This window comes from Streptomyces sp. NPDC058955 (assembly GCF_042741435.1).
Taxonomy (GTDB): Bacteria; Actinomycetota; Actinomycetes; order Streptomycetales; family Streptomycetaceae; genus Streptomyces.
Genome location: NZ_JBHYKM010000046.1, coordinates 26,390 through 38,736, shown reverse-complemented (window position 1 = coordinate 38,736; position 12,347 = coordinate 26,390). Strand labels below are relative to the sequence as shown.

The following is a 12,347-nucleotide window of genomic DNA, read 5'->3' as shown; positions in this document are numbered from 1 at the left end:
GTCACCCCGTCCAGGGCCCGACGACCCGCGCCGCCCGCTCCGGATCGGCCTCCAGCCAGCCGCGTACGCGCTCCCGCACCGCCTCCTCCACGCCGGCGCGGACGGCGTCGCCGCCCAGCGTCGTGCCCGTGCTGCCCACGAACTCGGGCTCGTCCAGCCGCACCGACACCACCGCCGTGACCCCGGATCGCACCACGTCGGGGCCGAGCGCCGGAGCCGTCCCGGAAAGCAGCCCGCACGCGCGCGCGTACGAGGTGACGGCGTCGGCCAGACCGTGGTGGAAGCCCTCCAGGTGCGTCCCGCCGTGCGGGGTGGCCCGCCCGTTGGCGTACCCGAGGACCTGACCCGGGTCCCCGTGCGTCCAGGCGAGCGCGACGTCGAGGACCCCGGCCATGCGCGGGTCCTCCAGGGAGAAGGCGAGGAGGTGCTCCGGCGGGAAGGCGCGCCGGGCGGTGCACAGGGCCGTGACGTAGTCCGTGACGCCGCCGGGCGCCCGGTGCCGCTGTGTCCCCGGTCCGCCGGCCGGTCGTTCGTCGGTCAGGGTGAGGTCCAGCCCGGGGTACAGGAAGGCCAGTTGCCGGAACCGTTCGCCGAGGGCGGCGGCCGAGACGTCCACCGTCCGGAAGATCTCCGGGTCGGGGTGGAAGGTGAGTGTGGTGCCGGTCCGGTCGGTCGCCCCGGCGACGGCCGGCGGCGCGAGGGCGGTGCCGCGCGCGAACTCCTGGACCAGGTGGCGGCCGTCCCGGAACACCTCGGCCGTCGTGTGCCGGGACAGGGCGTTGACGACGGCGGGTCCGATGCCGCCGAACCAGGCACAGACCCTGGCCCGGTCGACGACCGGTCTCCCCGCGAACACATGGCCGAGCCGTTCCTCCAGGGACGGACCCCCGTCGTCGGCGGGCGCGTCGAACGGGATTCCCGGCCCGTCGTCGGCGATCCGTACGCCTCCGTCGGCGAGGAGCGTGACCTCGACGGTGCGGCGACGCCTGCCGACGGTCCCGTTCACGGCCTGCTCGGCGACGCCGAGGACCATCTGGTGGAGCCCGCGGACGCCCGTCGACCCGACGTACATCCCAGGCCGCCTCCGTACGGCTTCAAGACCTTCGAGCACCGTGATGTGCGCGGCGTCGTACGGTCCCTGCTCGCCCATGGCGCAGCCCCTCCCTGTCGTGGTCGGACAACGACCGCCCACGCTAGGGGATTTGAGGGAAAACACCAGGTCGGAGCAGGTGTGCCGCGGTCCTGTGCGTCCGCGCCCGGGCCTCCCGCGGAGCGCCCGGCGCCCCTGACCGGGCGGCGGCCGGGCCTGCGCACGCGCCCCCGCCGCGGCCCGTCACGGGCCCTTCGGCGGCGACGCCCGGGCCACCGTTTCGGCGGGTTCCTCCAGAGCGTGCCGGGCACGCCGAACGCCCGGCGCGCGTGGTCAGGACCGCCACCAGGGTTCCCGTACGTAACGGCTCTCTGTACCGGTACAGCCGAGGCCGTTGGAGATCTCCTCCGCGTCGAGGTTCCAGCCCACCACGCCGTCGCCCTTGCGGCTCAGCTCGATCAGCCGCGCGTCCGAGGTGCGGGTGCCGTCCGTGACCCGGCAGGCCACGATCGAGGTCCACGCCTGCCCGTTCAGCGCCGAGACGAAGGTCAGCACGGGCAGCGCGACGGCGGTCAGCAGCAGGGCCACCAGCTGTTCCGCCGCCGCGGCCCGGCGCAGCCACGGCGGCGGACGGTAGCCGGGGTCGTGCGAGGCGCCGTGCGAGCGGTCCCCGTGCGCGTGGTGCGGACGCCGCCGCCCGGTCCGGTACTCCACCACCACGCCCTTGCGGAGCGCGTACGCCGCGAGCGCGGTGCCGAGTCCCCACCAGGGCCCGAACAGGCAGGCGTCGATGACGCCGACGGCCAGCGGGTTCAGGACGGTCATCCCGGCCCGGCGCAGCCGGGCGGCCCGCCCCCGGCCGGAGGGGACGACGCCACGCGCCGCGAAGACGGCGAAGACGACCCGGGAGATCACCACGGCGAGGACCGAACCGAGCAGCGGATCGGTGATCACCATGCCGAGCAGCACATCGGGCCAGTTCGCCGGCTCCATGCCGACGAACACGTCCCGCACCGCGTTCCCGCCGCCCACCGTGTACGCGACCTTGGCCACCGGCACCGCGAGGGCCAGCGCGAGGAGCACGGTGTGCCCCGGGCCGCCCTTCCGGTCGGCCCGGCGCTCCTCCTCCAGATCCCGGTCGGCGCCGGTGTCGGTGTCGGCGGCCCCGGTCAGGAGCCGCCGCCCGGCGACCCGACCGAGAGGACGACCGCGGTGGTCCGGCCCAGCGGGGTCGCGTACGCCACGCTGTCCCCGGCCGCGTGCCCGAGCAGCGCCCGGCCGAGCGGACTCGCGGCGGTGACCAGGGTCGGGTCGTCCGCGTCCGCGAGCTCGCCGATGTGCACGGTCGACTCGGTGCCGTCGCCGAACCGCACGCTCACCGTGCTGCCGACGCCGACCGTCCCGGTGGACGGCGGCCCGGCCGCCGAGGCCTCCCGCAGCCGGCCCTCGATCTCCTCGATCCGCGCGTCCAGCCGCTCCGCCTCGGTGGCCCGGGTCAGCTCGTCGGCCTGATCGGCCCGGTCGCCCGGCTCGTCGGCGTCGCCGAGCGTGGCGGCGACGTTCGCCCGTTCGGTGCGCAGCGCGGACAGTTCGCGGTTCAGCGCCGAGCGGGCGGCCTCGCTCATGGGCTCGGGTCCAGCGGTCATGACGGCTCCCGTCGTGCGGTGGCGGGGACGAATTACGACGCTTCCATTCCGACATCCCTGTGAAATCCCGTCAAATCGCACGAAACGGCTCCGCGGCCGCCGAGGGCGGCGGAAAACCTGTGGCGCCGCCGCGACCGGGGGCGTTACCGTGCACGCGATGATCACTCACTCCTCACACCGATGGGGGGCCCTCACCACGCACGGTGCGTCCTGATGACGACACCCGTGCGGGAGGACACCCGCCTTTCCCTCTGGCGGCGCGTGCGTGCCTACGCCGTACCGCCCACCATGATCGAGACCGCCACCGCCCGCCGACTGGCCGGCGACTGGGCCGGCGCCTGCGCCGCCGCCGGCGTGGACCTCGACCTGACACCCCGGACCCTGGCCCGGACCCACGGCACCGAACTCGCCGCACGCGTGCGTGCCGACCTCCGACGACTCGCCCCCGACCTGCTCCGCTGGCACCTGCCGAGGACCGCCCCGGACGGCCTGCTCCGCCCCGGGCTCACCCTCACCCTGGCCGTCTACGACGGCCACCAGGGCCCCGGCGGCCGGGAGGCGCGACCGGTCCACCTGGTGGCCCGCACCGCGCCCGCCTGGGCCGACGCCGGACAGCGGATCTCGCTCGCCCTCTGGGACGGCCCGCCCGCCGGGACGCCCCCGCGCCGGTGGCGCACGGACGACCCCGCCGCCGCCCATCCCCACCCGCACCCCAGCACCCGCTTCCGGCTCGACCTGCACCGGCACCTGTGGGACGCCACCCGCGCCGCGGAGCTCCGCGCGCGGTCCGGCGCCGACCGGCGGCCGGCCCTCCCGGCGGCGCCCGACGCACCGCCGGGGCCCGGCTGGGCCGTGGACCGCTGGGCGGCCGAGGCCCGGCTGCTGCTCGCCGCCGACGGGACGGCCGCAGGACCCGTCCTCGTACGCCTCGCGGCCCGGCACCGGCTGCTGGTCACGCCGCAGCCGGACGGGGGAGTCCGGACCGAGCCCGCGCCGACGGGCCGAGGACGGCCCGGAGCCGTCCGCGGGGACCGGGGCGACCGGCGGCCGGCCGTGCTCCCCGACGCGGCGGTCTGGACCCCGCCCGACCTCGAACTGCTCCGCGCCGGCCTGGTCACCCCCGACGACCTGCACCCGCTCGTCGCCGAGGCGCTGGTCCCCGGCCACCGGGGCGCCCTCGGCACGGGCCGGGAACCGTCGGAGTCCGGGCCGCGGTTCGTGGAGTGCCAGGGCCGCCGGCACCGCATCGGCCTCGTCGACGGCGTCCTCACGCCGCTCGACCACGACCCGGCCGAACTCCGCCGCGAGGCACTGCTCGTCGCCCTCTCCGGGACGCCCCTGCCGTGCCTGCGGGCGATCGACGAGGCCCACCGCGTGCCCGAGGGCCTCAGCGGCGTCCGCGAACGGCTCGCCCACGGCGACACGGCCGGCGCGCTCGCCGTCGTCGAGACCCTCCTCGGCCCCGACGCCACCCTGCGGGACGGCCCCCTCCGCCGGGCCCTCGAACGCGCCGCCGAACGGAAGGTCCTGCACGGGCTCTACCGGGCCGGCCTGCGCGCCACCGGCCCCGGCGCCGTCCCCGAACCCCCGCCCGCCGCCGCCCCCGACCCGGACCACGGCCGCCCCCGGCGCACCCGCCGCCTGCGGACCACCGGCCCCGCGCCCCGCCCGCTCGACCGCCGCGACCACCCGCGCCACGCCCTCGCCCGCTGACCCGGCACGCGCGCGGGTGCACCCGTGCCCGTACGCGTGCCCGTGCCCGCATGCGTGCCCGTGCCCGCATGCGTGCCCGTGCGCCATGCGCGTGCGCCCCGTACCGCCTCCGGTGAGGCCGCCCGGCCTCTTCCCGTCCGTCTCCGTGCTCCGGCACGCCAGCACCCTTCCCAGGTGATGCCACCCATGCCTTCCCGGACCGCCCCGAACCCCGCCGCGCTCGACGTCGCCGCCGACCTCCTCGCCCTCCTCGGCGACACCCGCACCGAACCCCGCGCCGACGACCAGCTGGAGGCACTGACCCTCGCCGTCGCCGCCGACCTGCCCGTCCTCCTCTGGGGCGAGCCCGGCATCGGCAAGACCGCCGCCCTCACCCGGCTCGCCGAGGAACTCGACCTGCCGCTCACCACCGTCATCGCCAGCGTCCACGAACCGACCGACTTCTCCGGGCTGCCCGTCCTCGGCGACGACCCGGCCGTCCGCGGGGTGGCGATGGCGCCGCCCGACTGGGCCGTCCGGCTCGTCCGCGAGGGCCGCGGGCTGCTCTTCCTCGACGAGCTGTCGACCGCCCCGCCCGCCGTCCAGGCCGCCCTCCTCCGGCTCGTCCTGGAGCGCCGGGTCGGCGCCCTCACCCTCCCGCCCGGGGTACGGATCGTGGCCGCCGCCAACCCGCGCGCCTCCGCCGCCGACGGCTGGGAGCTGAGCGCCCCGCTCGCCAACCGCTTCGTCCACCTGCGCTGGACCCACGAGCACGACGTCGTCGTCCGGGGCCTCAGCGGCACCTGGCCCCGGGTCACCCTGCCCCGCCTCGACCCGCTGCGGCTCCCCGAGGCCGTCGACCGCGCCCGCCGGGCGGTGTGCGGGCTGCTCGGCGCGCGGCCCACGCTCGTCCACCGGCTGCCGGGGGACGAGACCCGGCGGGGCGGACCCTGGCCCTCGCCCCGCAGCTGGGACATGACCCTGCGTCTGATCGCCTTCGCGACCGTCGCCGGCTCCTCCCGCGAGGTCCTCTCCTCGCTGGTCCGGGGCACCGTCGGCGACGGACCGGGCTTCGAACTCCTCGCCTGGCTCGACCGGATGGACCTCCCCGACCCCGAGGAACTCCTCGCCGACCCGGCCGCAGCCGTGCTCCCCGAGCGCGGCGACCGCCGCCAGGCCGCCCTCGAAGGCGTCGTCGCCGCCGTCCGCGAACGCCCCGCCCGCGACCGCTGGGACGCCGCCTGGGCCCTGCTCGCCCGCGCCGCCGAGACCGGCCCGCCGGACCTCGTCGTCGTCCCCGCCACCACCCTCGCCGCCCTGCGCCGCGACGACTGGGACGTGCCCCACGACATCGAACGCCTCGCCGGGGCGGTCGCTCTCTCCCAGCGGGCGGCCCGGCCCGTCGCGGCGGCCCGGGGACGCCGATGAACACCCCCGCCGCGCGCGTGGTCCCGGCCGAGCGGGCCCTCGACCACGACAAGCTGTACACCGCCCGCCTCTACGCCGTCCGGGTCCGCCCCTACCTCGCCACCGCCCTCTTCGCGCTCCGGGTCGTGCCCACCCGGAGCGTCCCCACCATGGGCGTCGACCGCCACTGGCGGATGTACGTCTCCCCGGCCTTCGTCGACCGGACCCCGATGCGGGAACTCGCCGCCGTCTGGGTCCACGAGGTCGCCCACCTCCTGCGCGACCACCACGGCCGCGGCGACCGCGTCGCCCGCGACCTCGGCCCCGGAGGCGACGGCGCGGCCGAACGGCTCCGGGTGAACATCGCCGGCGACTTCGAGATCAACGACGACATCTACGACGACCACGCCGACGACCACGACGACGGGCTCCCGCGCCCGGCCGGCGCGCTCCGCCCCGAGATGCTCGAACTGGCCCCCGGGCTGCTGATGGAGGACTACCTCCGCGCGGTCCGCATCACGCCCCGCACCGCCGAGATGGCCTGGCTCGACTGCGGCAGCGGCGCCGACGGCCACGAACGCCCGTGGGAACTCGGCCCGGACGGTGCCGACGGGCTCACCCCGCAGGAACGCGAAGCCGTCGTCTTCCGCGTCGCCCAGGGCATCAAGGGCCGCCCCGGCACCGCCCCCGAAGGCTGGAAGCGCTGGGCCGAACAGGTCTGCCACCCGCCCCAGCCCTGGCGGGAACTCCTCGGCGCGGCCCTCCGCGCCGCCGTCTCCTCGTCCGGCGCCGGCGGCGACTACACCTACCGCCGCCCCGCGCGCCGGGCCGCCTCCCTCCCCGGCGTCGTCCTCCCCAGCCTCCGCCGCACCCCGCCCCACGTCGCCGTCGTCATCGACACCTCCGGCTCCGTCTCCGACACCGAACTCGGCAGCGCCCTCCTGGAGGTCACCGCCCTCACCGACGCCCTCGGCGGCCGCCGCGACCTCGTCACCGTCGTCGCCTGCGACGCCACCGCGCACACCGCCCGCCGCCTCTGCGCCGACGCCGAGATCCCTCTCGTCGGAGGCGGCGGCACCGACCTCCGCGCCGGCTTCGCCCGCGCCCTGCGCCTCACCCCCCGCCCCGACGCCCTCGTCGTCTTCACCGACGGCCAGACCCCCTGGCCCGAGCACGCCCCCTCCTGCCGCACCGTCGTCGGCCTCTTCCCCCGCCCGCCCGGCACGGACGAGGACGACGAGGACGACGACCGCCTGCGGCGGCCGCCGGGCTGGGCGCGCGTGGTGGAGATCGGGTGACGACGGAGGGGGTCCGTCCGCCCGCCGCCGCGCGTAGCCTGAACCCATGAGGCAGGACGCCGATCCCGGGCTCTTCGGGCCCCGCTCCGTGACCTGGCAGCTGCACGGCGATCCGGTGATGTGGATCGCCGGGGTGCGGGCCCTGTACCTCCAGGCCCTGCACCCCGTCGCCGTCCGGGGAGTCATGATCAACAGCAGCTTCCGGGAGGACCCCTGGGGCCGGCTGATGCGGACGGCGAGCTTCGTCGGGACGCTCAGCTACGGGACGCGGGAGGCCGCCGAGGAGGCGGGCGCGCGGGTCCGGCGGATCCACCGGCTCCTCAAGGTGGACGACCCGGACCTGCTGCTCTGGGTGCACTGCGCCGAGATCGACTCGTACGTCTCCGTCGCCCGCCGCTCCGGGCTGCCGCTGACCGGGGAACCGGCCGACCGGTACGTCGACGAGCAGCGCACCTCCGCGCGGCTCGTGGGCCTCGACCCGGCGACCGTGCCGGCCGGCGAGGCCGCGCTGGCCGCGTACTTCGCGTCGGTCCGGGGTGAACTCGCGGCGGGCGAGGACGCGTTCGCCGTGCTCGACTTCCTGCGCAAGCCCCCCGTACCGCCCGCGCTGGTCGCGGGGCGGGCGCTGGTGTGGCGGCGGATCAGCTCGCTGGCGTACGACACGCTGCCGGACTGGGCCCACGAGCTCTACGGCCGTCCCGTGCCGCCCGCCGCCACCGTCACCCGGCGCCTCACCTCCACCGCCGGCCTGCTGCGCCGCGTCCCCGCGAAGCTCCGCTGGCGCCTTCCGCCCCGCCACATCCTGCGCGCCATGGACCGTCTCGGACCCGACACCCGACCCGACCCGTACACACTGTCCGAGGCTCCGGCCATACTGGACGGGCCGGAGAGCGTGCACGGAATCGACGGGGGCGACGGCACACGATGGGGGACATCAGACTGATCCAGGGGCGCTACCGCCTGCACGAGGTCATCGGCCGCGGTGGCATGGGCGAGGTATGGCGGTCCACCGACGAGGCACTGGGCCGCGGCGTCGCGGTCAAGTGCCTCAAACCGCTGGGCCCGCACCAGGACGCGGGCGTGCAGACCGTGGTGCGCGAGCGGTTCCGCCGCGAGGCGCGGGTCGCCGCGGCGCTCCAGCACCGGGGCATCACCGTCGTCCACGACTTCGGCGAGTACGAGGGCGTGCTCTTCCTCGTCATGGAGCTCCTGGAGGGCCAGAACCTCAGCCAGCTCCTCGCCTCCAACGCGCGCAGCCCGCTGCCGGTCCACGAGGTCGTCGACATCGCCGACCAGGTCGCCGACGCGCTCGAGTACACCCACCGCATGGGCATCGTGCACCGCGACCTCAAGCCCGCCAACATCATGCGGCTGCGCGACGGCACGGTGAAGATCTGCGACTTCGGCATAGCGCGCCTCGGCGCCGACATGGGCTTCACCTCCCGCCTCACCGGCACCGGCATCGCCATGGGCACCCCCCACTACATGTCCCCGGAGCAGATCGGCGGCGGCGACATCGACCACCGCAGCGACCTGTACTCGCTGGGCTGTGTGCTGTACGAACTCGCCACCGGAGCACCGCCGTTCGACCTCGACGACTCCTGGGCCGTGCTCGTCGGCCACCGGGACACCGTGCCGAGCCCGCCGCGCGCCCTCCGCTCCGAGCTGCCCGACTACTTCGACCGGCTCGTCGTCGACCTGCTCGCCAAGGTGCCCGACCAGCGCCCGCGCGACGCCTCCGACCTGCGCCGCCGGATCGTCGACGGCCGCACGGTCGGCGGCGGGGGACCCCTCGTACCGCTGCTGCCGCCCCGGCCGCCGCACCCCACCGACGGAGCCGGCGCCGGCACCGTCCCCGTACCGGAGCCCGGCGGCACGCCCGCGTGGGCCCGGGCCGTCACCGGCGGGCCCCGCCCCGCCGCACCCGGCGCGCCCCGCGTCTCCGGCCACGACCCGTCCGCCGCCGTCCTCACCACCGAGTGGACCACCGCCCGCCCGGGCGCCGCCGGGATCGACCACCCCGCGCGTCCCACCACGGACGCCACGCCCGAACTGCTCGCCGTCCTCGCCGCCCGCCACCGGGCCGGCCTCGGCCTCGGCCGGCTGGGCCGCTGGTCCGAGGCGGAGGAGCTGCACCGCTCCGTCGCCGGGGACCGGACCCGGGTGCTCGGCCCGGACCACCCCGACACCCTGGTGAGCGCCTACGAACTCGCCTTCGCGCTGGGCCGCCTCGGCCGCACGGACGAGGCCCTGGAGGCGTTCGAGCGCGTCGCCGACGCCCGGGCCCGGGTCCTGGGCCCCGACCACCCCGACACCCTGGCCGCCCGCCAGGAGCGGGCCTACACCCTCGGCAGGCTCGGCCGGCATGCGGAGGCGCACACGGTCTACGCCGACGTCCTCGCGGTCCGCGAGCGCACCGCCGGCGCCGACCACCCCGACACCCTGCGCTGCCGCCACAACCTCGCGTACACCCTCGCCCGGCTCGGCCGCCTGGAGGAGTCGTACCGCACCGCCCTCGCCGTCGCCGACACCCGCACCAGGCTGCTCGGCGCGGACCACCCCGACACCCTGGTCACGCGCCACGAACTCGCCCACACCCTGGGCCGCCTGGGTCGTGCCGAGGAGGCCCTCGACCAGTACCGCGCGGTGGCCGAGGGCCGCGCCGCCTCGCTCGGCCCGGACCATCCGGACACCCTCGCCGCCCGCTACGAGACCAGCGCCTGTCTGGGCCGGCTCGGCCGGGACGCCGACGCCCTCGCCGTCTGCCGCGACCTGGTCGCGGTCCGGACCCGCACCCAGGGCGCCGACGCCCCGGAGACCCTGCGCGTCCGGCACGCCCTCGCCGTCCACCTCGCCCGGCTCGGCCGCTGGCAGGAGGCCCTGGACGCCGCCCAGTCCGTGCACGCCGCCCGCCGGCGGGTCCTCGGCGCCGACCACCCCGACACCCTGCGCAGCCGCCGCGAGGCCGCCGTCTTCCTCGGCCGGCTCGGCCGCTGGGAGGAGGCCCTCGCCCCGCTGCGGTCCCTCGCCGAGGCCCGCGGCCGGACCCTCGGGCCCCTGCACCCGGACACCCTCGCCGCCCTCGCCGACCTCACCCACTGCCTCGACCGGCTCGGCCGCCACACCGAGGCCGACGCCGTCCGCCGCGGCACGGCGGCGGCTCCCGACGGACGCGGCTCCGCCGGGCCAACTGCCCCCGGCGCCCCCTGAGTCGGCCAGGACCGCGCTGATTTAATGACCCATGTGATCATCGACCGCCTCGGCGACCCAGACCCCGAACCCCGCATACCCGCCGTCGACGGGGACCCCGGCCCCGCCGGGACCGACGTCGACCTGTGGCAGCTCCGGGTGGACCACCTCGCCGAGGACGACCTCGACCCGTCCGAACTCGACGCGGAGGAGCGCGCCCGGCTCGCCCGGCCCCTCCGGGTCGCGGACCGGCTCCGCTACGGCATCGGCCACATCGCCCTGCGTCGCCTCCTCGCCCCGCGCCTCGGCGTTGCGCCGGCCGAGGTCGCGTACCGCAGGGAGCCCTGCCCCGGCTGCGGAGCCCTCCACGGCCGCCCGGCCGTCGACGGGCCGCCCGGCGCACCGCACTTCTCCCTGTCGCACAGCGGCGACGTCGTCCTCATCGGCATCGCGGCCCGCGCCGTCGGCGTCGACGTCGAGACCTTCCCCATGGCCACCACCGTCCATGACGTGACCTCGGCCCTCCACCCGGTGGAGCGGGCCGAGATCGCCGACGCCGGGCACGCGCCCGAGGCGTTCGCCCGCATCTGGTGCCGCAAGGAGGCGTACCTCAAGGGCATCGGCATCGGCGTGGCCCGCTCCCTCGACAAGGACTACCTCGGCGAGCGCGACCCCTCCGCCCTCCCCGAGGGCTGGGCGGTGCGGGGCGTGCCCACCGCCGACGGACACGCGGCGGCCGTCGCCGTCGAGGGCCCCATGGGACGCGTCCGTACGAGTTGGCTTCCCGCCTCCTTCGTCACCGCCGCGAGCGCCGACGGACCCGCCTGAGCAGCGGCGACGCCCCGGCGTGAAGCTGAACTGCGAGCGCGTTTAAGAAAACCTCGATGGACCGGGAGCCCTCGGTACGGAAGATTCGTCTCCGAGGATCTTGGGCACGCGCGCGTGCCTTGACCCGTACATCACAGGACACGCACGTCGGGAGCCGTGGCATTGAAGGCATTGGTCAAGCTGAAGGCGGAGCCGGGACTCTGGCTCACGGACGTGCCCGAGCCGGAGACCGGCCCCGGGGACGTACTGATCAAGGTCAAGCGGACCGGCATCTGCGGCACCGACCTGCACATCCGCTCCTGGGACGGCTGGGCGCAGAAGACCATCGCCACCCCGATGACCATCGGCCACGAGTTCGTCGGCGAGGTCGTCTCCGTCGGGCGTGACGTCTCCGACATCTCCGTCGGCGACCTGGTCAGCGGCGAGGGCCACCTCGTCTGCGGCAAGTGCCGCAACTGTCTCGCCGGCCGCCGCCACCTCTGCCGCGCCACCGTCGGCCTGGGCGTCGGCCGCGACGGCGCCTTCGCCGAGTACGTGGCGCTGCCCGCCTCCAACGTGTGGGTGCACCGCGTCCCCGTCGACCTCGACGTCGCCGCGATCTTCGACCCGTTCGGCAACGCCGTCCACACCGCCCTCTCCTTCCCGCTCGTCGGCGAGGACGTCCTCGTCACCGGCGCCGGCCCGATCGGCATCATGGCCGCCGCCGTCGCCAAGCACGCCGGCGCCCGCAACGTCGTCATCACCGACGTCAGCGAGGAGCGCCTCGACCTGGCCCGCAAGACCGGCGTCTCGCTCGCCCTCAACGTGGCCGAGAAGACCATCGCCGACGGCCAGCGCACCCTCGGGCTGAAGGAGGGCTTCGACGTCGGCCTGGAGATGTCGGGCAACCCGCACGCCATGCGCGACATGATCGCCAACATGACCCACGGCGGAAAGATCGCCATGCTCGGCCTGCCGAGCGAGGACTTCGCCGTCGACTGGGCGAAGATCGTCACCTCGATGATCACCATCAAGGGCATCTACGGCCGCGAGATGTTCGAGACCTGGTACGCCATGTCGGTCCTCCTGGAGGGCGGGCTCGACCTGTCCCCGGTCATCACGGGCCGGTACGACTACACCGACTACGAGGCCGCCTTCGACGACGCGGCCTCCGGCAAGAGCGGCAAGATCATCCTCGACTGGACTGCGGGAGCCTGA

Annotated in this window: 10 protein-coding genes; 7 read left to right on the top strand and 3 right to left on the bottom strand. The window is 76.2% G+C overall.

What is annotated here, in order from left to right; genetic code table 11:
* Nucleotide 1: 1 nt before the first annotated feature.
* From ACFW1I_RS19330 to ACFW1I_RS19320, 3 genes are all read right to left on the bottom strand, one after another.
* Entirely contained in the window at nt 2-1,150 is a 1,149-nt protein-coding gene (locus ACFW1I_RS19330; RefSeq protein WP_384671287.1) for a DNA gyrase subunit B, read from the bottom strand.
* Nucleotides 1,151-1,423: 273 nt separating this feature from the next.
* A complete protein-coding gene (locus tag ACFW1I_RS19325; RefSeq protein ID WP_384671335.1) occupies nt 1,424-2,263 on the bottom strand; it encodes a hypothetical protein in 840 nt (279 codons plus the stop codon).
* The gene (locus ACFW1I_RS19320) at nt 2,260-2,736 is read right to left on the bottom strand and encodes a GreA/GreB family elongation factor (protein WP_384671284.1); all 477 of its coding nucleotides are present in this window, start codon (nt 2,734-2,736) and stop codon (nt 2,260-2,262) included. The genes ACFW1I_RS19325 and ACFW1I_RS19320 overlap by 4 nt, the downstream gene beginning before the upstream one ends.
* A 210-nt stretch (nt 2,737-2,946) precedes the next feature.
* On the opposite strand from ACFW1I_RS19320, the gene ACFW1I_RS19315 reads away from it, so the two are divergent.
* The 7 genes from ACFW1I_RS19315 (at nt 2,947) to tdh (ending at nt 12,347) form a co-directional block, all read left to right on the top strand.
* Nucleotides 2,947-4,449, top strand: a complete 1,503-nt coding sequence (locus ACFW1I_RS19315) for a hypothetical protein (protein ID WP_384671333.1) — start codon at nt 2,947-2,949, stop codon at nt 4,447-4,449.
* 186 nt (nt 4,450-4,635) lie between these two features.
* Nucleotides 4,636-5,856, top strand: a complete 1,221-nt coding sequence (locus ACFW1I_RS19310) for an AAA family ATPase (protein ID WP_384671282.1) — start codon at nt 4,636-4,638, stop codon at nt 5,854-5,856.
* The gene (locus tag ACFW1I_RS19305; protein WP_384671280.1) at nt 5,853-7,133 is read left to right on the top strand and encodes a VWA-like domain-containing protein; all 1,281 of its coding nucleotides are present in this window, start codon (nt 5,853-5,855) and stop codon (nt 7,131-7,133) included. Before ACFW1I_RS19310 ends, ACFW1I_RS19305 begins: the two co-directional genes overlap by 4 nt.
* A gap of 46 nt (nt 7,134-7,179) precedes the next feature.
* Nucleotides 7,180-8,076 carry an oxygenase MpaB family protein gene (locus tag ACFW1I_RS19300; protein ID WP_384671278.1) on the top strand — a complete coding sequence of 299 codons (897 nt, stop codon included), beginning with the start codon at nt 7,180-7,182 and terminating at the stop codon, nt 8,074-8,076.
* The gene (locus ACFW1I_RS19295) at nt 8,058-10,343 is read left to right on the top strand and encodes a tetratricopeptide repeat protein (RefSeq protein ID WP_384671276.1); all 2,286 of its coding nucleotides are present in this window, start codon (nt 8,058-8,060) and stop codon (nt 10,341-10,343) included. The genes ACFW1I_RS19300 and ACFW1I_RS19295 overlap by 19 nt, the downstream gene beginning before the upstream one ends.
* 24 nt (nt 10,344-10,367) lie before the next feature.
* Nucleotides 10,368-11,150 (top strand): 4'-phosphopantetheinyl transferase family protein, encoded by a 783-nt coding sequence (locus ACFW1I_RS19290; RefSeq protein WP_384671273.1) that lies wholly within the window; start codon nt 10,368-10,370, stop codon nt 11,148-11,150.
* Between the two features lie 162 nt (nt 11,151-11,312).
* Nucleotides 11,313-12,347: an L-threonine 3-dehydrogenase gene (gene tdh, locus ACFW1I_RS19285; protein ID WP_384671330.1), complete on the top strand. Its 1,035-nt coding sequence runs from the start codon at nt 11,313-11,315 to the stop codon at nt 12,345-12,347.

Coding starts and splice junctions, on each gene's coding strand:
- ACFW1I_RS19300 (WP_384671278.1), top strand. CDS start 7,180: ATGAGGCAGGACGCCGATCCCGGGCTCTTCGGGCCCCGCTCCGTGACC.
- ACFW1I_RS19290 (WP_384671273.1), top strand. CDS start 10,368: ATGACCCATGTGATCATCGACCGCCTCGGCGACCCAGACCCCGAACCC.
- ACFW1I_RS19305 (WP_384671280.1), top strand. CDS start 5,853: ATGAACACCCCCGCCGCGCGCGTGGTCCCGGCCGAGCGGGCCCTCGAC.
- ACFW1I_RS19330 (WP_384671287.1), bottom strand. CDS start 1,150: ATGGGCGAGCAGGGACCGTACGACGCCGCGCACATCACGGTGCTCGAA.
- ACFW1I_RS19320 (WP_384671284.1), bottom strand. CDS start 2,736: ATGACCGCTGGACCCGAGCCCATGAGCGAGGCCGCCCGCTCGGCGCTG.
- ACFW1I_RS19310 (WP_384671282.1), top strand. CDS start 4,636: ATGCCTTCCCGGACCGCCCCGAACCCCGCCGCGCTCGACGTCGCCGCC.
- ACFW1I_RS19295 (WP_384671276.1), top strand. CDS start 8,058: ATGGGGGACATCAGACTGATCCAGGGGCGCTACCGCCTGCACGAGGTC.